Raw genomic sequence first — 23,336 nt, 5'->3', positions numbered from 1 at the left:
CCAACATCACGCCGGTGGAGGGGCCCATGCTGACCCGCAAGCAAATCGAACTCTTGGATTTCATCAAGACCCGGATGGAAGCCGATGGCGTCCCCCCGTCCTTTGACGAAATGAAGGACGCGCTCGATCTGCGCTCCAAATCGGGCATCCACCGCCTGATCACAGCGCTGGAAGAACGCGGCTTCATCCGCCGCCTTGCCCATCGGGCGCGGGCGCTGGAAATCGTCAAACTGCCCGAAGCGATGGAAAAACCCGGCTTCAAGCCGCGCGTGATCGAAGGCAACCGCCCCGAACGCCCCCCCGCCGCCCTGCCGGTGGAACCGGTTCACGCGCTGGAACTGCCCGTCATGGGCCGCATCGCCGCCGGCGTCCCGATCGAGGCGATTGCAGAAATCTCGCATCACATCGCGGTGCCCGGCTCCATGCTGTCGGGCCGGGGCCATCACTACGCGCTCGAGGTGAAGGGCGACTCGATGATCGAGGCCGGGATCAACGACGGCGACATCGTGGTGATCCGCGAACAATCCACCGCCGAGAATGGCGATATCGTCGTGGCCCTGGTGGAGGAGTCCGAGGCGACGCTGAAACGCTTCCGCCGTCGCGGCAACATGATTGCGCTCGAAGCGGCGAACCCCGCCTATGAAACCCGCGTCCTGCCCGATCACGCCGTCCGCGTGCAGGGCCGCCTCGTGGGCCTGATCCGCAGCTACTGATCCCCACCCGAATACGGCCCGGCCCCCGGTGACCAGGGGCGCCGGTCCGCATTGGCCGCGACGATGCGCAGCCCATCCGCCCCCGCGCTGATCGCCAGCGTCCCGCTCTCGGCCAGCAGCGCATCGTCCACCTGCAGGCAATCCCCCGCCAGCGGCAGCGCCTCGGGCAGCACGATCAGCGCGTGGCGCAGGCAGGCATCCCCCGGCGGCGCGGCATCGCGCGCCACCAGCAGCCCCTCCGCCCCGCCGCCCAGATCGAAGACGCGTCCCCCCGCCCCCGCGCGAAAGCCCGGCCTTGCCGCCGCCGCCTTCTGCCCCGCCAGATCGCCGTCATTCTCCAGCCAGCCCGTCACCAGAAACCCGCCCCCCCGCTGCGCCGACAGCGCGCGCCCCTCCGGCCCCATCACGCCCACATGCCGCCCCTCGCCGATCAGCACGGCGGGCCGCGCGCCCTGGCTCCAGATCCCCAGCGCCACGCCAATCCCCGCCACCGCCACAAGGCGCCCCCGCCCCGGCCACAGCACCAGCAGGCACAGCGCCAGCGACAGGATCGGCAGCACCGCCCCCGGCGGCGCGGGGATCGCCGTCACCGCCCCCTCCATCGCGGCCACCCGATGCGCCACCGCCAGAATCCAAAGGCATCCCTGCTCCATCAACCAAAGCGGCAGCGCCTGCAGGCCCAGCGGCGTCATCACCGCCGCCATCGCCCCCGCCGGCATCACGATCAGCCCCATCACCGGCCCCGTCAGCAGGTTGGCCAGCAGCCCGTAATCGGTAAAGCGGTTGAAATGCGCCGCCGCAAAGGGCGCCGTGGCCACCCCCCCCAGCACCGAGGCCAACACCAGCGACGCCACGAACTGCCCCCCGCGCGACCAGCGCCCCGGCTCCACCCGGCGCGACATGGCCTCGAACCCCACAATCAGCGCCACCGTCGCCGCGAAACTCATCTGAAACCCCGGCGACAGCAGCTCTTCGGGTTGCCAGGCCAGCAGGATCGTCGCCGCGATCGCCACCGATCGCAGCGTGATCGCCCGCCGGTCCAGCAGCACCGCCACCAGCATCACCGCCACCATGATGAAGGCGCGCTCCGTCGCCACATTCGCCCCCGACAGCAGCAGATAGAAGAAGGCCACCCCCAGCGACACCACCGCCGCGGCCTTCTTGCTGTTCACCCGCAGCGCCAGCGGCGGCACCAGCGCGATGCCATAGCGCAGCAGGCCAAAGACGAAGGCCACCAGAAAGGCCATGTTCATCCCCGAAATGGCCAGAAGATGCGCCAGGCTCGAATCCCGCAGCGCCGCCACCGCCTCGGGCGACAGGCCCGATCTGTCGCCGGTCAGGACGCCTGCGGCAAAGGCCCCTGCGTCGCCCGGCACATGGGCGCGGATCGCCGCCGAAAGATGGCTGCGCATCCGCCCCACGCGTTCCGCATCCGGCGCGGGCTCCTGCCAGACAAGCACCGGGCTCCGCGTATAGCCCACCGCGCCCAGCCCCTCGAAAAAAGCCATGCGGCGAAAGTCAAAGGCCCCCGGCTCCACCGGCCCGCGCGGCGGCGAAAGAAAGGCCGTCGCCATCACCACCGCCCCCGGCACCGGCTCCAGCCAGCGCTGGTCGCCATGCAGCGACAGACGGATCCGCGCGGGCGTCTCCTCCGGCGCGCGCCGCGCCATCCAGACCTGATCCAGCGTCAACCGCAGCGCCCCGCTCTGCGACCGGTCTATCTCCACGATGCGGCCCTTTACCGGACCGTAACTCTCCCCTGCCAGAATCGGGGCGGCGACGATGTGAACGCGCAGGCCGCAGGCCAGAAAGCCCAGAAGGATGCAGACCAGCCCCAGCAATGCCGCCCGCCCGGCCATCCAGCGCAACGGCAGGGGCAGCGCCGCCAGCCCCGCCATCGCCAGCGCCGCCCCCAGATATTCCCGCCCGCCCGGCTCGACCGGCAGGCCAAACCAGATCCCGATGCCACAGCCCATGCCCACCGGCACGGCCAGAAAGGCACGCCCCTGCAGCATGGCCAGCGCAAGGCCAGGCCCTGCCCCCTCCATCCGCCTGCCCACCCCCGCCACCTTGTTTCCCGACCTGCATTTGCCTAGACAGACGCGAACCCTAGTCTCCCCTTGGTTTCCGAAAGGTTAATGCACCCATGTGCCCCGCCGCCGCCGACCCCGCCGCCAATCCGGCCGCCAAACCCGTCGTCACCCGTTTCGCCCCCTCTCCGACGGGCTATCTGCATATCGGCGGGGCGCGCACGGCGCTTTTCAACTGGCTCTATGCCCGCGGTCGGGGGGGCAAGTTCCTCCTGCGGATCGAGGATACGGATCGCGAACGCTCCACCCCCGCCGCGACCGAGGCGATCTTGCAGGGCCTGCGCTGGCTCGGCCTCGATTGGGATGGCGACGCCGTCAGCCAGTTCGCCCGCAAGGATCGCCATGCCGAAGTGGCGCATCAGATGCTGGCGCGCGGCACGGCCTATAAATGCTTCTCCACCCCCGAGGAAATCGCCGCCTTCCGCGCCGAGGCCGAGGCGAAGGGCGCCAGCTACGCCGTCTTCCAAAGCCCCTGGCGCGATGCCGATCCCTCTACCCATCCGGCGGGGGCGCCCCATGCCATCCGGATGCGTGCGCCCCGTTCGGGTGAAACTCTGGTTCAGGATGCCGTTCAGGGCACCGTGCGCTTTGGCAATGACCAGCTGGATGACATGATCGTTCTGCGTTCCGATGGAACCCCCACCTACATGCTTGCCGTGGTCGTCGATGATCACGACATGGGCGTGACCCATGTCATCAGGGGCGACGATCACCTGAACAACGCCGCGCGCCAGCAGATGGTCTATGATGCGATGGGCTGGGATATCCCGGTCTGGGCGCATATCCCGCTGATCCATGGCCCGGACGGCAAGAAACTGTCCAAACGCCACGGCGCCACCGCCGTGGGCGATTATCAGGCGCAGGGCTATCCGGCGGCGGGCATGCGCAACTACCTCACCCGTCTGGGCTGGGCGCATGGCGATGACGAATTCTTCACCAGCGCCCAGGCGATGGACTGGTTCGATCTGCCGGGAATCGGGCGCTCCCCCGCCCGGCTGGATTTCAAGAAGCTGGAAAACATCTGCGGCCAGCACATCGCCGCCGCCGACGATGCCGCACTGCTGCATGAAGTTGAGGCATATCTCACCGCCGCCGGGCAGCCCGCCCTTGCCCCGGGCCAGCGCGACCTCCTGTCGCGTGCGCTCTACTGCGTCAAGGAACGTGCCAAGACCTTCCCGGAACTCCTTGAAAAGGCGCATTTTGCGCTGACATCGCGCCCCATCCTCGCGGATGAGGCATCGGCAAAGGCGCTGGACACGGTATCCCGTGGTATACTGAATTTATTGACGCCGCGCCTGCAAACTGCTAGCTGGACGAAAGAGGGGCTGGAACCGATCCTGACGGAAATCGCCACGGCCCATGGCATAGGCTTCGGCAAGCTTGCCGCCCCCCTGCGCGCCGCCCTTGCCGGGCGGAGCGCGACACCCAGCGTCTATGACATGATGCTTGTCATCGGTCGGGACGAAACGATTGCGCGGCTGAAGGATGCGGCGGCCTGACCATCGCATCACCAGAACACCGCGACCGAGTGACACGCCGCATCCCGGGCATCCGGCGATCCGGCCCAGAGAGGGACGTTGAGAGATGGCAGAAAGCAAGAAATCCGCGACGCTGACACTGGACGGCAAATCCTATGACCTGCCGCTCTATGCGCCGACCCTCGGGCCCAGCGTGCTGGATATCCGCAAGCTCTATGCCGAGGCGGATGTCTTCACCTTCGATCCCGGCTTCACCTCCACCGCCGCCTGCGAAAGCGCGATCACCTATATCGACGGCGATCAGGGCGAACTTCTCCATCGCGGCTATCCGATCGAGCAACTGGCCGAGAAATCCTCCTATCTCGAACTCTGCTTCCTGCTGCTTTACGGCGAATTGCCCACCGCCGCGCAACTGGCCGATTTCAAGGGCCGCGTGACGCGGCACACCATGGTGCATGAACAGATGCACTACTTCTTCCGCGGCTTCCGCCGCGACAGCCACCCGATGGCCACGATGGTGGGCGTGGTGGGCGCGATGTCGGCCTTCTATCACGACTCGCTCGATATCAACGATCCCTGGCAGCGCGAGGTGGCCGCGATCCGCATGATCGCGAAACTGCCGACGATTGCCGCCATGGCCTACAAATACTCCATCGGCCAGCCCTTCGTGTATCCCAAGAACAGCCTCGATTACGCGGGCAACTTCCTGCACATGTGCTTCTCCGTCCCGGCCGAGGATTATGTGGTCGATCCCGTCCTGTCCAAGGCGATGGACCGGATCATGATGCTCCATGCCGATCACGAACAGAACGCCTCCACCTCCACGGTGCGCCTGGCGGGGTCTTCGGGGGCGAACCCCTTTGCCTGCATCGCGGCGGGCATCGCCTGCCTCTGGGGCCCGGCCCATGGCGGCGCGAACCAGGCCTGCCTTGAAATGCTGCGCGAGATCGGGACCGTGGACCGCATCCCCGAATTCATCGCCCGCGCCAAGGACAAGGACGATCCCTTCCGCCTGATGGGCTTCGGCCACCGCGTCTACAAGAACTTCGACCCGCGCGCCAAGGTGATGAAGGAGTCGGCCGACGAGGTGCTGGGTCTCATGGGGATCGAGAACAACCCCACCCTGCAGGTCGCCAAGGAGTTGGAACGCATCGCGCTGGAAGACGAATATTTCGTCTCCAAGAAGCTCTACCCGAATGTCGATTTCTATTCGGGCATCATCCTCGATGCGATGGGCTTCCCCACCTCGATGTTCACGCCGATCTTCGCGCTGTCGCGCACCGTCGGCTGGATCTCGCAGTGGAAAGAGATGATCGGCGAAAAGAACCAGAAGATCGGCCGTCCGCGCCAGCTCTATGTCGGGCAGAAAAAGCGCGACTATGTCGATCTGAAGCACCGCTAAGCGGACCGGAAATCGCAGGAACGGCGGCCCCCTGGCCGCCGTTCCTCATTTCGGCCCTCAGCCCCGGCGCTGGCCGTCCAGCGTCTGAACCGCGCCGTAAAGATCCACCCGCCTGTCCCGGAACAGGCCCCAGCTTCCCCGCAGCGCGGCAATCGCCTCCAGATCGAAGGTCGCCGTCAGCACCTCTTCCCCGTCGCGGCCCGCCTTCGCCACCAATTGCCCGGTCTGATCGGCGATGAAGGACGATCCGTAGAAGGTGACATCCACCCCCTCGGGCGCGGTTTCCGTGCCGATCCGGTTCGACGCGATCACCGGCATGATGTTCGCCGCCGCATGGCCGCGCATCACCATTTCCCAATGCGGCTGGCTGTCATAGCCCGGCGCCGGCGGCTCCGATCCGATGGCCGTGGGATAAAGCAGCATCTCCGCCCCCATCAGCGCCATCGCCCGCGCCGCTTCGGGGAACCACTGGTCCCAGCAGATGCCCACCCCGATCCGCCCATGCGCGGTGGACCAGACCCTGAACCCCGTATCCCCCGGCGAGAAATAGTATTTCTCCTCATATCCCGGCCCCTGCGGAATATGGCTCTTGCGGTAAAGGCCCAGCATCGCGCCATCCGCATCAATCATCGCGACCGAGTTGAAATGCGCCTGCCCCGCCTTCTCGAAAAAGGAAAGCGGCAGCACCACGCCCAATTCCCGCGCCAGCGACTGGAACCGCGCCACCAGCGGATGCCCCTCCAGCGGGCGGGCAAGGCGGAAATATTCCGCCCGTTCCGTGATGCAGAAATAGGGCGCCTCGAAAAGCTCCTGGATCAGCACGATCTGCGCGCCCCGTGCTGCGGCCTTGCGGATCGCCTCTTCGGCCTTGTCCGCATTCTTCGGCAGATCCCAGGAACAGGCGAATTGCGTGGCGGCGACGGTAACTCTGGTCATGGCGTCCTCTGTGTCAGCTTGGGCGCAGTTAACCCTTCCGGCGCGTCAAGGCAAAGCCCCCTGCCGCGCCTCGGCCTCCTGCAACCAGTGCCAGATGCGCTGCGGGGTAAAGGGCATGTCCACCCGCGCCACCCCGCGCCCGGCCAGCGCATCGCGCACCGCGTTGGAAATCGCCCCCAGCGCCCCCACCGTCCCCGCCTCGCCGCAGCCCTTCATCCCGAAAGGGTTCAGGATCGAAGGCACGGGCTCCGAGGCAAAGCCGAAAAAGGGCAGGTCATCCGCGCGGGGCATGGCGTAATCCATGAAGCTGGCAGTCAGCATCTGCCCGCCCTCGTCATGCACCGCATCCTCCAGCACCGCCTGGCCAAAGCCCTGGGCGATCCCGCCATGCACCTGGCCCATGGCCAGTTCCGGCGCGATCAGCGTGCCGAAATCATCCACCACCGTGTAACGGTCCAGCCGCAGCGCCCCGGTCTCGGGGTCGATCTCCACTTCCGCCAGATGCGCGCCATTGGGGAAAGACCGCCCCTCCAGCGTGATCGTCGCCGCCTGGTCGCAGAGATCCGCCCGCCCCCTCTCGCGCGCCAGATCCGCCGCCTCGGCCAGGGTCAGGCGCAGGTTCGATCCGGGCGCGCCGAAGGCAAGCCCGTCAAAGCGCATCCCCGCAACCCCCGTCTCCTCCGCAAGAAAGGCCTCGAAACCCGCCACCATCTGCCCCACGGTGGCCCGCGTCGCCGTGCCCTGCACCGTCACCGACCGCGATCCCCCCGTCCCGCCGCCCGCCGGAATGGCATCGCTGTCGCCCTGCACCACGCGGATCCGCCCTTCCTCGATCCCCGTCATGCCCGACAGCATCCGCGCATAGACGGTCTCATGCCCCTGCCCGTTCGATTGCGTGCCCACGTAAAGCGTGGCCCCGCCATCCGCATCCAAAGTGATCCGCGCGGTTTCCGACGGATCGCCCAGGATCGATTCGATATAGGTGGCCAGCCCCAACCCCCGCAGCATGCCCCGCGCCGCGCTGGCCTGCCGCCGCGAGGCAAAACCCGCGACATCCGCCTCGGCCTCGGCGCGGTCCAGCACGCGGCCGAAATCGCCCACGTCGATCACCTGCCCCGTCACCGTGCGATAGGGAAAGGCCCGGATGAAGTTCCGCCGCCGCAGATCGGCCCCCTCCACCCCCAGCACGCGCGCCGCCTCGTCCATCAGCCGCTCGATGGTCAGGATCGCCTCGGGCCGCCCGGCCCCGCGATAGGCATCGACAGGGGCGGTATTGGTAAAGACCCCGACCGTGTTCAACCAGGCGCAGGGGATGTCATAGACCCCGGTCAGCACCTTTGAAAACAGTTCCGATTGAATGGGTTGCCCGAATTGCGATGCATAGGCCCCCAGGTTCGACAGCACCCGCACCCGATAGGCGGTGATCCGCAGCCCCGCATCGAAGCCCATCTCCGCCTCGGCGATCAGGTCGCGCCCGGCATTGTCGCTCAGCATGCCCTCGCCCCGCTCGGCCATCCAGCGCACCGGCCGGCCCAGCATCCGCGCCGCCTGCGCGATCACCACATATTCGGGATAGGTCATGGCCTTCATCCCGAATCCGCCACCGACATCGGGGTTGGTCACCCGCACCGCCTCGGGCGGCAGATGCAGCATCCGCGCCAGTTCCTTCTTCTGCGTCCAGACGCCCTGCCCGTTCACACAAAGATGCAGCCGCGCGCCATCCCATTCCGCCCAGGCCCCGCGCGGCTCCATCGGGTTCACGATCACCCGGTTGTGCCGCACCTCCAGCCGCACCCGATGCACAGCCCCCGCCAGCGCCGCCGCCGTCCCGGCCTCCTGCCCGATCCCGAAGTCAAAGCACAGATTGCCCGGCGCCTCGGGATGGATCGCCTCTCCCCCGGGTTCCAGCGAAAGCGCGACAGGCCGCTCCTCGATGTCGAAGGTGATCAACTCCGCCGCATCGCGCGCCGCTTCCGTCGTATCGGCCACGATCAGGGCGATGGCCTCGCCCACAAACCGCACCCGCCCCTCGGCCAGCACGGGCCGCGCCGGGGCCGCGCCCCGGCTGCCGTCGCGATTGGGCACGCGGGCAAAGCGCATGCCCGTCTCCACCCCCGCCGCGCGCAGATCCTGCGCGGTCAGCACCAGATGCACCCCCGGCGCCGCCCGTGCCGCGGCCAGATCCAGCCCCGAGATATCCGCATGCGCCCGATCAGACCGCAGGAACCACGCCCGCAAGGCATCTTTCGGCGCGATATCATCGACATAGCGGCCCTGCCCCGTCAGGAAGCGATGATCCTCGATCCGGTGGGCAGGCTGCGACTGGCCGAACTTCATGGGCGATTTCCTTCCTCTGGCAGCGCCAAAAGCTACGCCCCCGGCCGGGAATGTCCAGCCGGGGGCGCGCCCTGTCGGAAATCAGGGGCCGGGATCAGACCTTCAGCGAAAGCACCGTCGCCATGGTCAGATCGCCAAAGCCGTTGAAGCGGGTATTGGTCACCGTGGAATAGGCCCCCATCCCCTGCACGATCACATAATCACCCTCGGCGATATCGGCGGGCAGGGCCACTTCGCCCGGCAGACGGTCCACCGAATCGCAGGTCGGCCCGAACACGATGCGCGGCTGGATCGCACCCTCGCGCTTTGCCCCTTCGGGCGTCAGCACCTCGGTCCGGTCGATCACGCCGATCAGCGGAAGCTCCGTCAGCGTGCCATAGACCCCGTCATTCAGGAAGACATGCGCCTCGTCCCGCACGGCCTTGACCCGCGCCGCCAGCGTGAAGGCATCCCCGCACAAGCCCCGGCCCGGCTCGCAGACCAGCATCGGCCGCGCCGCGCCAAAGGCTTCGCTGGCCACCCGGTCGATCAGGGTGAAGGTCGCCTCAAGCTGCGGCACCACCCCCATCAGGCGATGCGACGGGAACCCCCCGCCGACATTCAGCCGCGCCAGCGTGACACCGGCATTGCGCGCGATCTCCGCCGCCGTGCGGATATAGGTCTCCCATGCCGCCGGATCGGTGCATTGCGTGCCGGGATGGAAGGTCAGCGACGGGATGAACCCCGCCTCCGCCACCCGGCGCAGCAGCGCCGTCGCCACTTCCGCCGTCGCCCCGAACTTCGCGCCAAAGTTATAGGCCGCCCCGGCCACCGGCAGCTTGAAGCGGACCGAAATCTCGCTGTCCTGCGCAGGCACCATCTCGATCAGCTTGGCCAGTTCGCTCTGCGAATCCACCGACCAGGACTTCACGCCCTTCGCCACCGCATGGGCGATCTCGGACCGGGCGCGTACCGGGTTGTTGTAGTGGATCGCCGCATCGGGGGCGAGGCGGCGGATCAGGTCGATCTCAAAGCTCGACGCGCAGTCATAGCCGCGAATCCCGGCCGCGGCAAGGTTCTCGATCACCTCTTCACCCGGATTGGACTTCACCGCATAGGTGACCATGCCCGGAAAGCCGTCGATGAACCGCCGCGCGGCGGCCTGCAGCGCCGAGGGGCTGAAGAACAGCACCGGGTTTTCCGGCTGCTGGTTGCGGAGGAATTCGGTCGGATTGGTCCAGATCGTTTTGGACAGTCCCATCGGCGTGATCCTTTCTGCCAACAAGACGCAAGCCCTCCCCGTTTGCATGTTACGGGCAGCGGCACCTGCGAGGTTTTTTCCAACCAGGCCAGGTGCGTATGAGCCGCCCTTTTCCTGCAATCGAGGATGCCGCATATGGGGTACAAACTCACCGAACAAAACTGTATAAATGTAGCGAATTGTCGTTATAATGACGAAAAGATCGGGCAGAATGCATGGACGAACTGGATCGCAACATAATCGGGCTTCTGGGGGCGGATGCCCGCATGTCGGTGGCGACGCTCGCCCGGCGACTAAAGGTTGCGCGTTCCACCATCCAGGCGCGGCTGGAACGGCTGGAAACCACCGGGGTGATCGCGGGCTATACCCTGAAACTGGGCGAAGGGGCCCGCCAGGGGCGCTTGCGCGCCTCGGTCCTGCTCACCATCGAACCCCGCGCCCAGGCCGGAATCCTGCAACGCCTCAAGGCCATCGCCGAGGTGGAAAGGGTCTTCACCACCTCGGGCCGCTTCGATCTTCTGATGCAGATCGCCTGCCCCAATACCCAGGTCCTCGATCAGGTGCTGGATCAGATCGGGGCGATCACCGGCGTCCGGTCTTCCGAAAGCCTGATCCACCTCTCCACCCGGCTTGACCGCGCCGTCTGACTGCGCCCCGGGTCAGCCCCGCCCCGGAAAGGCGCGTTCCAGCAGCCCCACCAGCACATCCTGCCGCGCCGCCTCGGGCAAGGTCAGGATCGCCCGCAGCCGCCCGTTCGACAGCAGGTCCGCCAGACCATGCGCCATCGCCCAGACCGAGGCCGCGGCCACCTCATCCCCGCCGACCTCCGCCACCTGATCGCGCAGATGCCGATAGGCCGCCGTCGCCGCCTCGTTCAGCACCGGATCGGCGAAATCGGGCCGGTCCGACCCGAACATCAGCCGGAACAGTGCGGGCCGCTCCATCGCGAAATCCACATAGCCCAGCCCCGCCGCTGTCAGCTGCGCCGCCGGGGCCGGATCGGCCCGCGCCTCGCGCCGCGACTGTGCCGCCAGAAACCGGTGGAACCCTTCCGCCGCCAGCGCCGTCAGCAGGCCCCGCGCATCGCCGAAATGATGCGCAGGCGCGGCATGGCTCACCCCGGCCCGCCGCGCCACCTGCCGCAGCGAAAAGGCCTCCACCCCGCTGGCCTGCAATTCCTCTTCCGCCGCGCGCAACAGCGCCGCGCGCAGATCGCCATGGTGATAAGTGCGCCTGTCCTCAGCCATGACCCTGCATAGGCGACAATCTTGACGATGTAAAGATAACCCTTGACCGACAGCCCCGATTCGGCGCACCCATGTTGACAGTGTAAAGATGGGGGCCGCGATGACACCGGACAGCCTGTTCCAGATCGCCAATCCGCTGGCCATGGCGGGCTGGCTGGCGCTGGCCCTGTCGCCGCTGGCCCCGCGCCCGGCGCTGCTTCTTGCGGGGGTCGTGGTGCCGCTGATCCTCTCGCTCGCCTATACGGGGCTGATCCTCGCCTTCTGGTCGGGCGCCGAAGGCGGCTTTGCCACCCTCGCCCAGGTGCAAACCCTCTTCACCGATCCCCATGTCGCGCTGGCGGGCTGGCTTCACTACCTTGCCTTCGATCTGCTCATCGGAGCCTGGGCCACGCGCACCGCCCGGGACGAGGGCATCCCCCATCTCTTCCTGCTGCCCTGCCTCGCCCTGACCTTCCTCTTCGGCCCGGCGGGCTTTCTCGCCTTCTCCGCCCTGCGCCTCACCCTCTCCCGCCTGAAAGGTTGATCCCATGACCGCCCTTCCCGCCCCCTCTCGTCCCTACGCCCCCACCCGCCTCTGGACCGACGCCCCCGCCTTCACCGCCCTTGCCCTGCTGATCCTGCTGGCCATGGCGCCCCTCCTTCTGGCCATGGCCCTCGATCCCCGCCTCTCGGGGGCCGAGGATATCTGGCTCAAACCCCTGAAATTCCACATCGCCCTCGCCATCTACCTGATCACCCTCGCCGCCTTCGCCCGCTGGCTGCCCGAAGGCATGCGCGCGTCCCGCCGCTGGCGCGGCTTCGTGGCGCTGGTCTGCCTCTGCGTCCTGGCCGAGCTTCTCTGGATCGGCGGCGCGGCGGCGATGGGCACCACCTCGCATTTCAACCTCTCCTCGCCCCTCTGGCAGACGCTCTATTCCCTGATGGGGCTTGCCGCCGTCACCCTCACCTCGGCCAGCCTCGTGATGGGCCTCGCCATCCACCGCAACCCCGCAACGGGCCTTCACCCGGCGGTGAAGCTCTCGGTCGTGCATGGCCTGATCCTCACCTTCCTGCTGACCGTCCTCACCGCGGGCTACATGGCCTCCACCCCCGGCCACCATGTCGGAACGCCGCTCACCGGCGCCACCCTCCCCCTCTTCGGCTGGTCGCGCGAGGTGGGCGATCTCCGCATCCCCCATTTCCTCGCCACCCATGCCCTGCACGCCCTGCCGCTCTGGGGCCTTGCCATGGCCCGCCTTGCCGCAGGCCCCCGCAGCCTCACCCTCGTCCGCGCAGGCAGCCTCGCCTTCACCCTGCTCGTGCTGGCCACCTTCGCCCAGGCCATCGCGGGCCAGCCCCTCTTCTGACGGCCATCTGCCGCTTTCCCTCGCCCCGATGCCGCGCTAGAACCCCCCCGACTGCAAGGGGTGCATGCGATGCCGATGGAAAAGACCTTCAACGCCGCCGAGGCCGAGGCGCGGATCTCCGCGAAATGGCTTGAAACCGGGGCCTTCCGTGCCGGGGCGAACGCCAGACCCGGCGCCGAAAGCTTCTGCGTGATGATCCCCCCGCCCAATGTGACGGGCTCGCTCCATATGGGCCACGCCTTCAACAACACCCTGCAGGATATCCTGACACGCTGGCACCGCATGAAGGGGCACGATACGCTCTGGCAGCCGGGCACCGACCATGCCGGGATCGCCACCCAGATGGTGACCGAACGCGAAATGGCGAAGAACGGCGAACCCTCGCGCCGCGAGATGGGCCGCGGCGCCTTTACCCGCCGCGTGTGGGAGCAGAAGCGGAAATCCCGCGGCACCATCATCGGCCAGCTCCAGCGCCTCGGCTGTTCCTGCGACTGGGACCGCGAAGCCTTCACCATGTCCGGCGCCCCGAATGCCCCCGCGGGGGAAGAGGGCAATTTCCACGACGCCGTGATCCGCGTCTTCGTCGATCTCTACAACAAGGGCTTCATCTATCGCGGCAAGCGGCTGGTGAACTGGGACCCGCATTTCGAAACCGCGATCTCCGACCTCGAGGTCGAGAATATCGAGGTCGACGGCCATATGTGGCACTTCAAATACCCGCTCGCGGGCGGGGCCACCTATGACTATGTCGAAAAGGACGCCGAAGGGAATGTCACCCTGCGCGAGACGCGCGATTACATCTCCATCGCCACGACGCGGCCCGAAACCATGCTGGGCGATGGCGCGGTGGCCGTGCATCCCTCCGACGAACGCTATGCCCCCATCGTGGGCAAACTCTGCGAAATTCCGGTCGGGCCAAGGGAACACCGCCGCCTGATCCCGATCATCACCGACGAATACCCCGATCCCACATTTGGCTCGGGCGCGGTGAAGATCACCGGCGCGCATGATTTCAACGACTATGGCGTCGCGAAACGCGGCGGCATCCCCTGCTACCGCCTGATGGATACGCGGGCGCGGCTGCGGGATGACGGTGTGCCTTACGCCGAGGCAGCGGGCATCGCCCAATCCGTGGCGCGTGGCGAGCGCGTGCTGACCGAGGCCGAGGCCGATGCCCTGAACCTCGTCCCCGATCACTTGCGCGGACTGGACCGGATGGAGGCGCGCAAGCGCGTGATCGAAGAGATCACCGCCGAAGGCCTGGCCGTGATGACACGGGCGGATGATCCGCGTCTGGGCAAGGCGGCGGTGAAGGGAGGCGGGGTGAACCCCGCCCTACAGGATGGCGCGGAAGAGGTGGCGCCGGTGCCTCTGGTCGAGGCGAAGAAGATCATGCAGCCCTTCGGCGATCGTTCGAAAGTGGTAATCGAACCCATGCTGACGGACCAATGGTTCGTCGATACTGTTCGAATTGTGCAACCCGCCCTGGACGCCGTCCGCAACGGAACGGTCAGGATCATCCCCGAAAGCGGCGAGCGGACCTATTACCACTGGCTCGACAATATCGAGCCCTGGTGCATCTCGCGCCAGCTCTGGTGGGGCCATCAGATCCCGGTCTGGTATGATGCCGAAGGCAACCACTTCTGCGCCCCGACCGAGGCGGAGGCCCAGACCATGGCCCCCGGCCGCGCGCTCACCCGCGATCCCGACGTGCTGGACACCTGGTTCTCCTCCGGCCTCTGGCCCATCGGCACCTTGGGCTGGCCCGAACAGACCGATGCGCTGAAGCGCTATTTCCCGACCTCCGTCCTCATCACGGGCCAGGACATCCTCTTCTTCTGGGTCGCCCGGATGATGATGATGCAACTCGCCGTGGTGGGTGAGGTGCCGTTCAGGACGGTCTACCTGCATGGCCTGGTGCGCGATGCCAAGGGCAAGAAGATGTCCAAATCCCTGGGCAATGTCATCGACCCGCTGGAGATCATCGACGAATACGGCGCCGACGCGCTGCGCTTCACCAATGCGGCGATGGCCTCGCTGGGCGGGGTGCTGAAACTCGATACCGCGCGGATCGCGGGCTATCGCAACTTCGGCACCAAGCTGTGGAATGCCTGCCGCTTCGCCGAAATGAACGGCGTCTGGGAGGGCCACAGCACGCAAGGCACCGCCCCCAGGGCCACCGCCACCGCCAACCGCTGGATCATCGGCGAAACCCTGCGGACCATCGCCGAGGTGGACGCCGCACTCGCCGATTACCGCTTCGATCAGGCGGCGGATGCGCTTTACAAGTTCGTCTGGGGCAAGGTCTGCGACTGGTATGTCGAATTCGCCAAACCCCTCTTCGACGGCGCCGCCGCCGATGAAACCCGCGCCACAATGGCCTGGGTGCTGGACCATTGCATGATCCTCCTCCACCCCATGATGCCCTTCGTGACCGAAGAACTTTGGGCCACCACCGGCCGCCGCGCGAAGATGCTCGTCCATACCGATTGGCCCGCGCCCGACCTCACCCTCGCCGATGCGGCGGCGGATCGCGAAATGGGCTGGGTCACCACCCTGATCGACGAGATCCGCTCCGCCCGCGCGCAGATGCATGTCCCCGTCGGCCTGAAGATCGACCTTGTCGCCACCACCCTCTCGGACGAGGCCCGCCAGGCCTGGGCGCGGAACGAGGTGCTGATCAAGCGCCTCGCCCGCATCGAAACCCTGACCGAGGCCGCCACCGCCCCCAAGGGCTCTGTCTCCATCGCGCTCGAAGGCGCGGCCTTCGCCATGCCGCTCGAAGGCATCATCGACATCGCCGCGGAAAAGACACGTCTCTCCAAGGCGCTGGAAAAACTGGGGAAAGAGATCGGCGGTCTGAAAGGCCGCCTGAACAACCCGGCCTTCGTCGCCTCCGCCCCCGAAGAGGTGGTGGAAGAGGCGCGCGCCAATCTCGAAGCGCGCGAGGATGAGGCAGGCAAACTCGACGCCGCCTTGCGGCGCCTTGCCGAGATCGACTGATTTCATCCGGTCCCGATCATCCCGAGGGGGGGGCAAGCAGCCCCCCTTTTCCTTTCCCGTCACCTGAGCCAAACTCGGACCAAGGGAGAACCGCCTATGTCCTGGCTCAGCCGCCTCGCCGAACGCCAGATGCAGAAGGCCCGCCTGAAGGGCGAATTGCAGGGCCTTTCCGGCGAAGGCAAACCCCTTCTTGACCGTCCGGGTGATGTCTTCATCTCCCCCGGCGATGCGGTGGGTTTCCGGATCATGGCCGAGGCCGGCGTGCTGCCCGAAGAAATCGTCCTGAAGAAAGAGGCCGCGCGCCTGCGCGAGGTGCTTGCGGCGACCGAGGGGGCAGAGCCCCGCAAGGCGGTGATGGCAGAGCTTGCCCAGGTGGAGATGCGGCAAGCCATGGCCGAAGAGGCGCGTCGCCGCTTCCTGCAGAGCTGACGAGACGGCGCACAAGCCCAAGAATTTTCATTGAAAATTCTTGGGCTGCCTGACCTGTAGAATTTTCAGTGAAAATTCTACAGGATAGCGGGGGGAAGAATTTTCGGAGGAAAATTCTTCCCCCCTTGCGCTTTGCGACGCCGCGCGCTTCCCTCCCTGCCATGACCGGACCTCGCCTCACCCCGCTTGCCACCGCCTTGCCCGATGCCGTGCCCTTCGTGGGGCCCGAAACGCAGGAACGCGCCCAGGGCCGCGCCTTCCGCGCCCGCCTCGGCGCGAATGAAAGCCGCTTCGGCCCCTCGCCGCGCGCCGTGGCCGCCATGGCCGCGGCCGCGACCGAGGCCTGGATGTATGGCGACCCCGAGATGCATGACCTGCGCGCGGCCATCGCGGCGCATCATGGCGTGACACCGGCCCATGTCATGGTGGGCGAAGGCATCGACGGGCTTCTGGGCACGCTCGTCCGCCTGATCGCCGGTCCGGGGGATGCGGTGGTCACCTCCTTCGGGGCCTATCCCACCTTCAATTTCCATGTCGCAGGCTTCGGCGCCGATCTGCACCGCGTCCCCTATCGGGACGACCGCGAAGATCCCGAGGCGCTGCTCGCCAAGGCGCGCGAGGTGGGGGCAAAGCTCGTCTATCTGGCCAATCCCGACAATCCCATGGGCAGCTGGCATGCCGCCGCCACGGTCGAGGCGATGCTGCCAGCCCTGCCGGAGGGCGCGCTGCTGGTACTGGACGAGGCCTATATCGACCTCGCCCCCGAAGGCACCGCGCCGCGCATCGCGCCTGACGATCCGCGCGTGATCCGCCTGCGCACCTTCTCCAAGGGCTATGGCCTTGCCGGTCTCAGGGTCGGCTATGCCTTGGCCGCGCCCGACCTGATCCGCGCCTTCGACAGGGTCCGCAACCATTTCGGCATGGGCCGCATGGCACAGGCCGGGGCCCTGGCGGCGCTGGCCGATCAGGATCACCTGCGCCACGTCCGGGCGCAGGTTTCGGCGGCCCGCGACCGCATCACCGCCATCGCCGCGGCCAACGGCCTTGCCGCCCTGCCCTCGGCCACCAATTTCGTCGCCGTGGATTGCGGCCGCGACGGCCGCTTCGCCCGCGCCGTGCTGCAGGGCTGTCTCGCGCGCGGGCTTTTCATCCGCATGCCCGGCCTGGCCCCGCTCGACCGCTGCATCCGCATCAGCGCGGGCACGCCCGCCGATCTGGATGTGCTGGAAGAGGTTCTGCCCCAGGCCCTCGCCGCGGCAGGGGGCTAGATCACTCCGCCCGCCCGATGGAAGGGGCCTGCCCCGGCGCAGGCTCCACCGCCGGGCCAAGCCGCGGGGCCGCCGCTTCGGCCGCGGCCTGCGGGCGAAAGGCCGCCACGCCCCCCTCCGCCGGATTGACCAGCGCCGCAGGCCCCGCAAGGCTGCGCCGGAAGATCAGCACCGTCTGCTCCACCACGCGGGTCTTGGTGAACCCCGCCCGCTCTTCCGTGGGCAGGGTTTCCGCGCGGACATAATCCCATCCATCCCGCCCCAGATCATTCATCAGAAGCGAAAGGGTCAGCGCAAAGCGATCCTCGTTCGTCTTGGCCTCGCGGGATTTGGTGCCGCGGCGCGGGGCGGGGATAACCTTGTATTCGTGACGCTGCATGACTGGCTCCGGCAGGATATGCGGGGAAGGTAGCGCTGGCGCGACCGGCTTTGAAGGGGCAAGCGGGGCCTTGCGGGCTTTCCCGCCGACCCCGCCGCCGCGGCCCTGGCCCTAAAGGCCCAGTTTCTGCGCCACCATCTGGTTGACAACCGCCGGATTGGCCTTGCCGCCCGTGGCCTTCAGCACCTGGCCCGTGAACCAGCCCGCCAGCTTGGCATTGACCTTGGCCTTCTCCACCTGATCGGGATTCGCGGCGATCAGCTCATCCAGCGCGCGCTCGATCGCGCCCGTATCCGTCACCTGCTTCATCCCGCGCGCCGCCGCCACCTCGGCCGGATTGCCGCCCTCGGTCCAGAGGATCTCGAACAGGTCCTTGGCCATCTTCGTGGTGATCTCGCCCGAGGCGATCAGATCCAGCACGCCGCCGATCTGCGCGGGCGAGAGGGGGCTCTCCGTCACGGATTTCCCCTCCTTGTTCAGCCGCCCGAACAGCTCGTTGATGATCCAGTTCGCCGCCTGCTTTCCATCGCGGCCCTGCGCCACCGCCTCGAAGAAGGCGGCATTGTCCAGTTCCGCCGTCAGCACATTGGCATCGTAATCGGTCAGCCCGAAATCGGCCATGAAGCGCGCCTTCTTGGCATCCGGCAGTTCCGGCATGGAGGCGGCGATCTCATCGACCCAGGCCTGCTCGATCTCCAGCGGCAAAAGGTCCGGGCACGGGAAATAGCGGTAGTCATGCGCCTCTTCCTTGCTGCGCATCGACCGCGTCTCGCCCTTGTCGGGATCGTAAAGCCGGGTTTCCTGATCGACCTTGCCGCCATCCTCCAGAATGGCGATCTGCCGCCGCGCCTCGTATTCGATGGCCGCCTGGATGAAGCGCAGCGAGTTCATGTTCTTGATCTCGCAGCGCGTGCCCAGGTGCGAAAAGTCCTGCGTCGCCTGATAGCGTTCGTAATCGCCCGGGCGGCAGACCGACACGTTCACATCGGCCCGCAGGTTGCCGTTCTGCATGTTGCCATCGCAGGTGCCTAAGTAGCGCAGGATCTGGCGCAGCTTGGCCACATAGGCCGCAGCCTCTTCCGGCCCGCGGATATCGGGGCGGCTGACGATCTCCATCAGCGCCACGCCCGTGCGGTTGAAATCGACGAAGGACATGTTCGGATCCATGTCATGGATCGACTTGCCCGCATCCTGTTCCAGATGGATCCGCTCGATCCGCACATGGCGCGCGACGCCCGGCCCCATCTCGACCAGCACCTCGCCCTCGCCCACGATCGGGTGATAAAGCTGGCTGATCTGATAGCCCTGCGGCAGGTCGGGATAGAAATAGTTCTTCCGGTCGAAGGCCGAGCGCAGGTTGATCTGCGCCTTCAGGCCCAGCCCCGACCGCACCGCCTGCTCCACGCAGAATTCGTTGATGACGGGCAGCATCCCCGGCATGGCCGCATCGACGAAGGCCACGTTGGAATTCGGCTCCGCCCCCACCTGGGTCGAGGCGCCCGAAAACAGCTTTGCGTTCGAGGCGACCTGGGCATGGATCTCCATGCCGATCACCAGTTCCCAATCGCCCGTCGCGCCCGCGATGATCTTGGGTCGGGGGGCCTCATAGCTGATGTCGAGCATGGCGTGCCGTCCTCTTGCCGCTTTGCCCGCCTGTCTAGGCCCTCAGGGCGCAGGCTTCAAGTCGCCTTGCGGCCACGGCCGCCGGGCGCAGGCGGCACCGCCGCCGCAGGCTGGCCCGCGCGCCTTGCGGCAGGCTGCGGCAGGGCCGCAAGCGCCAGCACGAAGGGCAGAAGAAGGATGAACAGCAGCAGGTTGAAAAACCGGCCGCACAGATCGGCTGTCACCGATCGGGCAAGGATACGCGACATGGCAGTGTCACACTCATACTGGGGGCCCCGTCACAGCAGCGTTCAGGAACCATTACAACTATAGGCGAAATTGCAGTGCGATTATGGCAATTTAAGGGCGATCATGGCCGAAATGCGGCGAAAACCCCCGAAAAGGGCGGATTTCTGCCGATCAGACCCGGCAACACAGCGTTTCCATGGACAGGACAGCCCGCAGCTGATCAAAGGCCCGGGTCGCGCACAGGGGGCGCGGCGCTGCCGCTCAGGAACCGATGACACAGAATTCCGCCCGTCCAGGCACCCGTCTGGCCCATCGCCTTGGCCAGGGTCTTGCCGCTGTCACGCTGGCCGCCACCCTGGCTGGCTGCGTGTCCAGCGAAGGCACCACCAGCCTGTCGACCAGTGGTCAGATGCCGCCCATGCAATGGGATCAGCGCCCCGAAGGCCGCGAATGGACGCGCGACACCCTCGACGCCCTGCAGGATCACGATGCCATGCTGGCCGCCACCGTGCCTGCCGATGTCGCCACCTGGTGCCCGGGCTATGCCGAAGCCCCGATCGAGGATCGCCGCGCCTTCTGGGCCGGGCTCATGTCGGCGGTGGCGCGCTACGAATCCACCTGGAACCCCCAGGCGTCGGGCGGCGGCGGCCGCTACATCGGCGTGATGCAGATCTCGCCCGTTTCCGCCAGCTACCACCAGTGCGAGGCGAATACCGTCTCCGAACTGAAGGACGGGTCGGAAAACCTCGAATGCGCGGCGCAGATGATGGCCAAGGCCGTGGCGCGCGACGGGCTGGTGGTCGGCGGCGGCAATCGCGGCATCGGGCGCGACTGGATGCCCTTCCGCAACGCCGAAAAACGCGCCGCCATGGCCGCCTGGACCCGCGCCCAGCCCTATTGCCAGGGCTGATGCCCCCCACGCCGGACAGCATGGCGCTGGAAACCCCGCCCCGGGCCTGACCCGGGACCTCCCCCATCCACGGCATTCACCGCCCGGCAGCGGTCCCGGGTCAGGCCCGGGACGGGCTTCGCCCCCCCTACGCCCCCCGCATCCGCGCCACCATCTCGCCCAGGTCGCGGCTCAGCCCCGGCGCTGCCGCCATCCGCGCCAGTTCCGCCTGCACCATCCCCTGCCGATCCGCATCATAGCGCGGCCATGTCTCGAAGGCCGTCGACATCCGCGCCGCCGTCTGCGGGTTCAGCGGATCCAGCCGCAACAGCCAATCCGCCACCAGCCGGTAACCCGCACCCGAACCATGGTGGAACCCCGCATGATTGGCCGACAAGGCCCCGATGACCGACCGGAACCGGTTCGGATTCTTCCAGTCGAAATCGGGATGCCGCGTCAGCGCCTCGGTCACCGCCACCGCCTGGTCCGGATGGGCATGCGCGATCTGCAGCGCAAACCACTTGTCCATCACGTTGCGATCCCGGCCCCAGCGCGCCTCGAAGGCCACCAGTTCCTCCTGCCCCGCGCCCACCTCCAGCAGGGCGATCAGCGCGCCCACCTCTTCGGTCATGTTGTCGGCGGCCGCATGGGCGGCCCGCGCCGCCCGCCCGCCATCCACCCGCGCCAACAGCGCCAGCGCCGCGATGCGCAGCGCCCGCCGCCCCGCCGCCCGCGCATCCGGCGTGAACGGCCCGGGCTCCGCCAGCGCCTCGATCAGCCCCGGCAGTTGCGGCCCCAGCCGCCGCGCCAGCGCCTCCCCCATCCGCCGCCGTTCCGCCCAGATGCGCGCGGGATCGGGCGTGATCCCCCCCGCATGCAGGGTCGAGGCCATGTCATCCTCCCCCGGCAGGCGCAACGCCAGCGCGCGAAAGGCCGGATCCAGCCCCTCGTCAAAGGTCACCCGCGCAATCGCGTCCAGCCAGTCCGGCCCCGGCGCCGCCCCCTCCGTCACCATCCGCGCGAGCAGGTCCTTGGCCAGCGCGCGCCCCGCCTCCCATTTGTTGAACGGGTCGGTGTCATGCGCCAGAAGGAAGGCCCGCTCTTCGGGGCTGACATCCCGCTCCAGCACCACGGGCGCCGAAAAGCCGCGCAGGATCGAAGGCACCGGCCGCGCGGCGGCAGGAAAGCGGAAGCTCTGCCGGTCTTGCGTCAGTTCCAGCACCGTCGTCGGCAACACCTCGTCGCCATTGGGGTTCAGCAAACCCACGGCAATGGGGATCACCTTCGCCCCCTTCTCCGGCTGTCCCGGCGTCGCGGGGTTCTCCTGCTCGAAGGTCAGGGTATAGCTTTCGCCGTCCCACTCCTCCCAGACCTTCACCCGCGGCGTCCCCGCCTCGGTATACCAGCGCTTGAACTGCGCCAGATCGCGCCCCGTCGCATCCTCGAAGACGCGCAGCCAATCCTCGATCGTCGCCGCCTCGCCATCATGGCGGGTGAAGTACAGGTCCAGCGCCCTGGCATAGCCCTCCTCCCCCACCAGCCGCTTCAGCATGCCGATGACTTCCGCGCCCTTCTCATAGATCGTCGCGGTGTAGAAATTGTTGATCTCGACATAGCTGTCGGGCCGCACCGGATGCGCCAGCGGCCCGCCATCCTCGCGGAACTGCCGCGCGCGCAGCATCAGCACATCCTCGATCCGCTTCACCGCATGGCTGCGCATGTCGCCGCTGAACTGCTGGTCGCGGAACACCGTCAGCCCTTCCTTCAGGCACAGCTGAAACCAGTCCCGGCAGGTGATGCGGTTGCCCGTCCAGTTGTGGAAATATTCATGCGCGATGATCGCCTCGATCCGGGCGAAATCGTCATCCGTCGCGGTTTCGGGGCTGGCCAGCACGTATTTGGAGTTGAAGATGTTCAACCCCTTGTTCTCCATCGCGCCCATGTTGAAATCATCGACCGCCACGATGTTGAACACGTCCAGATCGTATTCGCGCCCATAGACCTCTTCATCCCAGCGCATCGACCGGATCAGGCTGTCCATCGCATAGGCGCAGCGGTCCTGATCGCCCGCGCGCACCCAGATGTTCAGCGCCACCGCGCGCCCCGATGCCGTGGTGAAATCGGCCGAATGCGCCACCAGATCGCCCGCCACCAGCGCGAACAGATAGGCAGGCTTCGGCCAGGGATCCTCCCATTCCGCCCAGCCCGGCCCCTGCCCCAGCGGATTGCCATTCGAAAGCAGAACCGGCAGATCGGCCTCGATCCGCACCCGAAAGGGGGCCATCACATCGGGCCGGTCGGGGTAATAGGTGATCTTGCGGAACCCCTCCGCCTCGCATTGCGTGCAATACATGCCGCGCGACATGTAAAGCCCCTCCAGCGCGGTATTGCCCTCGGGCGCGATCTCCACCTCCGTCTCCAGCGTGAAGCCCCCCTCGGGCAGCATCTCTGCCGGGATCGTCATCCCCGTCGCATCCACCCGCGCCGCCACCTCCCGCCCCTCGATCCGCACCGCGATCAGGCGCAACTGCTCGCCATCCAGCCGCAGGTCATGCCGCCCGGGTCGGCCCGGATTGGGCGACAGGCGCAGCGCCGCCAGAACCCGCGTCGCCCGGGGCGCCAGACGGAATGTCAGCGCCACATGCTCCACGCGATGGGTATAGGGCTGGTAATCGGCAAGATGCACGGCGCGCGGCTGGTCGGTCATGGGTCACTCCCTTTGCCGGCC

Annotated in this window: 19 protein-coding genes; 10 read left to right on the top strand and 9 right to left on the bottom strand. The window is 67.2% G+C overall.

The window, feature by feature from the left end; genetic code table 11:
* The first annotated feature begins 26 nt into the window (after positions 1-26).
* Positions 27-713 carry a transcriptional repressor LexA gene (gene lexA, locus G5V65_RS10575; RefSeq protein ID WP_165049779.1) on the top strand — a complete coding sequence of 229 codons (687 nt, stop codon included), beginning with the start codon at positions 27-29 and terminating at the stop codon, positions 711-713.
* Here lexA and G5V65_RS10570 read toward each other — a convergent pair.
* Positions 707-2,773 carry a ComEC/Rec2 family competence protein gene (locus tag G5V65_RS10570; protein ID WP_343162839.1) on the bottom strand — a complete coding sequence of 689 codons (2,067 nt, stop codon included), beginning with the start codon at positions 2,771-2,773 and terminating at the stop codon, positions 707-709. The two genes, lexA and G5V65_RS10570, sit on opposite strands and share 7 nt — an antisense overlap.
* A gap of 86 nt (positions 2,774-2,859) precedes the next feature.
* Here G5V65_RS10570 and gltX point away from each other — a divergent pair, with 86 nt between their 5' ends.
* Positions 2,860-4,302: a glutamate--tRNA ligase gene (gene gltX, locus G5V65_RS10565; protein ID WP_165049777.1), complete on the top strand. Its 1,443-nt coding sequence runs from the start codon at positions 2,860-2,862 to the stop codon at positions 4,300-4,302.
* A gap of 85 nt (positions 4,303-4,387) precedes the next feature.
* Entirely contained in the window at positions 4,388-5,683 is a 1,296-nt protein-coding gene (gltA, locus tag G5V65_RS10560; RefSeq protein WP_165049775.1) for a citrate synthase, read from the top strand.
* A gap of 57 nt (positions 5,684-5,740) precedes the next feature.
* On the opposite strand, the gene aguB is transcribed toward gltA, so the two are convergent.
* From aguB to G5V65_RS10545, 3 genes are all read right to left on the bottom strand, one after another.
* The gene (gene aguB / locus G5V65_RS10555; RefSeq protein WP_165049773.1) at positions 5,741-6,619 is read right to left on the bottom strand and encodes an N-carbamoylputrescine amidase; all 879 of its coding nucleotides are present in this window, start codon (positions 6,617-6,619) and stop codon (positions 5,741-5,743) included.
* 45 nt (positions 6,620-6,664) lie between these two features.
* Positions 6,665-8,956, bottom strand: a complete 2,292-nt coding sequence (locus tag G5V65_RS10550; protein ID WP_165049771.1) for a xanthine dehydrogenase family protein molybdopterin-binding subunit — start codon at positions 8,954-8,956, stop codon at positions 6,665-6,667.
* Positions 8,957-9,050: 94 nt separating this feature from the next.
* On the bottom strand, positions 9,051-10,196 hold the full coding sequence (locus G5V65_RS10545; protein ID WP_165049769.1) for a type III PLP-dependent enzyme: 1,146 nt from the start codon (positions 10,194-10,196) through the stop codon (positions 9,051-9,053).
* A gap of 215 nt (positions 10,197-10,411) precedes the next feature.
* Here G5V65_RS10545 and G5V65_RS10540 point away from each other — a divergent pair, with 215 nt between their 5' ends.
* Positions 10,412-10,843 (top strand): Lrp/AsnC family transcriptional regulator, encoded by a 432-nt coding sequence (locus G5V65_RS10540; protein WP_165049767.1) that lies wholly within the window; start codon positions 10,412-10,414, stop codon positions 10,841-10,843.
* 12 nt (positions 10,844-10,855) lie between these two features.
* On the opposite strand, the gene G5V65_RS10535 is transcribed toward G5V65_RS10540, so the two are convergent.
* Positions 10,856-11,443: a TetR/AcrR family transcriptional regulator gene (locus G5V65_RS10535; RefSeq protein ID WP_165049764.1), complete on the bottom strand. Its 588-nt coding sequence runs from the start codon at positions 11,441-11,443 to the stop codon at positions 10,856-10,858.
* 100 nt (positions 11,444-11,543) lie between these two features.
* On the opposite strand from G5V65_RS10535, the gene G5V65_RS10530 reads away from it, so the two are divergent.
* The 5 genes from G5V65_RS10530 (at position 11,544) to G5V65_RS10510 (ending at position 17,489) form a co-directional block, all read left to right on the top strand.
* The gene (locus tag G5V65_RS10530) at positions 11,544-11,966 is read left to right on the top strand and encodes an ABA4-like family protein (protein ID WP_165049762.1); all 423 of its coding nucleotides are present in this window, start codon (positions 11,544-11,546) and stop codon (positions 11,964-11,966) included.
* A 4-nt stretch (positions 11,967-11,970) separates the two neighbouring features.
* The gene (locus G5V65_RS10525) at positions 11,971-12,789 is read left to right on the top strand and encodes a hypothetical protein (protein WP_165049760.1); all 819 of its coding nucleotides are present in this window, start codon (positions 11,971-11,973) and stop codon (positions 12,787-12,789) included.
* 69 nt (positions 12,790-12,858) lie between these two features.
* Complete coding sequence (locus tag G5V65_RS10520) at positions 12,859-15,792, top strand: valine--tRNA ligase (RefSeq protein WP_165049758.1); 2,934 nt, start codon at positions 12,859-12,861, stop codon at positions 15,790-15,792.
* 96 nt (positions 15,793-15,888) lie between these two features.
* Positions 15,889-16,221, top strand: a complete 333-nt coding sequence (locus tag G5V65_RS10515; RefSeq protein WP_165049756.1) for a DnaJ family domain-containing protein — start codon at positions 15,889-15,891, stop codon at positions 16,219-16,221.
* 161 nt (positions 16,222-16,382) lie between these two features.
* Positions 16,383-17,489 carry a pyridoxal phosphate-dependent aminotransferase gene (locus G5V65_RS10510; RefSeq protein WP_165049753.1) on the top strand — a complete coding sequence of 369 codons (1,107 nt, stop codon included), beginning with the start codon at positions 16,383-16,385 and terminating at the stop codon, positions 17,487-17,489.
* 1 nt (position 17,490) lies between these two features.
* Here the strand turns inward: G5V65_RS10510 and G5V65_RS10505 are convergent, their stop codons facing one another.
* From G5V65_RS10505 to G5V65_RS10495, 3 genes are all read right to left on the bottom strand, one after another.
* On the bottom strand, positions 17,491-17,868 hold the full coding sequence (locus tag G5V65_RS10505; RefSeq protein WP_165049751.1) for a DUF4177 domain-containing protein: 378 nt from the start codon (positions 17,866-17,868) through the stop codon (positions 17,491-17,493).
* 111 nt (positions 17,869-17,979) lie between these two features.
* Positions 17,980-19,491 carry an Asp-tRNA(Asn)/Glu-tRNA(Gln) amidotransferase subunit GatB gene (gene gatB / locus G5V65_RS10500; protein ID WP_165049749.1) on the bottom strand — a complete coding sequence of 504 codons (1,512 nt, stop codon included), beginning with the start codon at positions 19,489-19,491 and terminating at the stop codon, positions 17,980-17,982.
* A 56-nt stretch (positions 19,492-19,547) separates the two neighbouring features.
* Positions 19,548-19,739: a hypothetical protein gene (locus G5V65_RS10495; protein WP_165049747.1), complete on the bottom strand. Its 192-nt coding sequence runs from the start codon at positions 19,737-19,739 to the stop codon at positions 19,548-19,550.
* A 251-nt stretch (positions 19,740-19,990) separates the two neighbouring features.
* On the opposite strand from G5V65_RS10495, the gene G5V65_RS10490 reads away from it, so the two are divergent.
* Complete coding sequence (locus G5V65_RS10490; RefSeq protein ID WP_241250527.1) at positions 19,991-20,629, top strand: transglycosylase SLT domain-containing protein; 639 nt, start codon at positions 19,991-19,993, stop codon at positions 20,627-20,629.
* A gap of 127 nt (positions 20,630-20,756) precedes the next feature.
* Here G5V65_RS10490 and pepN read toward each other — a convergent pair whose 3' ends face one another.
* Positions 20,757-23,315: an aminopeptidase N gene (gene pepN, locus G5V65_RS10485; RefSeq protein WP_165049745.1), complete on the bottom strand. Its 2,559-nt coding sequence runs from the start codon at positions 23,313-23,315 to the stop codon at positions 20,757-20,759.
* Positions 23,316-23,336: the final 21 nt, after the last annotated feature.

The organism is Paragemmobacter kunshanensis (genome assembly GCF_011059185.1).
Taxonomy (GTDB): domain Bacteria; phylum Pseudomonadota; class Alphaproteobacteria; order Rhodobacterales; family Rhodobacteraceae; genus Paragemmobacter; species Paragemmobacter kunshanensis.
Note: the sequence above shows the minus strand (reverse complement) of the source record. Positions and strands in the feature narration are given on the sequence as shown.

Bases quoted from the DNA above. Each gene is read 5' to 3' on its own strand.
- lexA (WP_165049779.1), top strand. From the start codon at position 27: ATGCTGACCCGCAAGCAAATCGAACTCTTGGATTTCATCAAGACCCGG.
- gltX (WP_165049777.1), top strand. From the start codon at position 2,860: ATGTGCCCCGCCGCCGCCGACCCCGCCGCCAATCCGGCCGCCAAACCC.
- gltA (WP_165049775.1), top strand. From the start codon at position 4,388: ATGGCAGAAAGCAAGAAATCCGCGACGCTGACACTGGACGGCAAATCC.
- aguB (WP_165049773.1), bottom strand. From the start codon at position 6,619: ATGACCAGAGTTACCGTCGCCGCCACGCAATTCGCCTGTTCCTGGGAT.
- G5V65_RS10550 (WP_165049771.1), bottom strand. From the start codon at position 8,956: ATGAAGTTCGGCCAGTCGCAGCCTGCCCACCGGATCGAGGATCATCGC.
- G5V65_RS10545 (WP_165049769.1), bottom strand. From the start codon at position 10,196: ATGGGACTGTCCAAAACGATCTGGACCAATCCGACCGAATTCCTCCGC.
- G5V65_RS10540 (WP_165049767.1), top strand. From the start codon at position 10,412: ATGGACGAACTGGATCGCAACATAATCGGGCTTCTGGGGGCGGATGCC.
- G5V65_RS10535 (WP_165049764.1), bottom strand. From the start codon at position 11,443: ATGGCTGAGGACAGGCGCACTTATCACCATGGCGATCTGCGCGCGGCG.
- G5V65_RS10530 (WP_165049762.1), top strand. From the start codon at position 11,544: ATGACACCGGACAGCCTGTTCCAGATCGCCAATCCGCTGGCCATGGCG.
- G5V65_RS10525 (WP_165049760.1), top strand. From the start codon at position 11,971: ATGACCGCCCTTCCCGCCCCCTCTCGTCCCTACGCCCCCACCCGCCTC.
- G5V65_RS10520 (WP_165049758.1), top strand. From the start codon at position 12,859: ATGCCGATGGAAAAGACCTTCAACGCCGCCGAGGCCGAGGCGCGGATC.
- G5V65_RS10515 (WP_165049756.1), top strand. From the start codon at position 15,889: ATGTCCTGGCTCAGCCGCCTCGCCGAACGCCAGATGCAGAAGGCCCGC.
- G5V65_RS10510 (WP_165049753.1), top strand. From the start codon at position 16,383: ATGACCGGACCTCGCCTCACCCCGCTTGCCACCGCCTTGCCCGATGCC.
- G5V65_RS10505 (WP_165049751.1), bottom strand. From the start codon at position 17,868: ATGCAGCGTCACGAATACAAGGTTATCCCCGCCCCGCGCCGCGGCACC.
- gatB (WP_165049749.1), bottom strand. From the start codon at position 19,491: ATGCTCGACATCAGCTATGAGGCCCCCCGACCCAAGATCATCGCGGGC.
- G5V65_RS10495 (WP_165049747.1), bottom strand. From the start codon at position 19,739: ATGTCGCGTATCCTTGCCCGATCGGTGACAGCCGATCTGTGCGGCCGG.
- G5V65_RS10490 (WP_241250527.1), top strand. From the start codon at position 19,991: ATGACACAGAATTCCGCCCGTCCAGGCACCCGTCTGGCCCATCGCCTT.
- pepN (WP_165049745.1), bottom strand. From the start codon at position 23,315: ATGACCGACCAGCCGCGCGCCGTGCATCTTGCCGATTACCAGCCCTAT.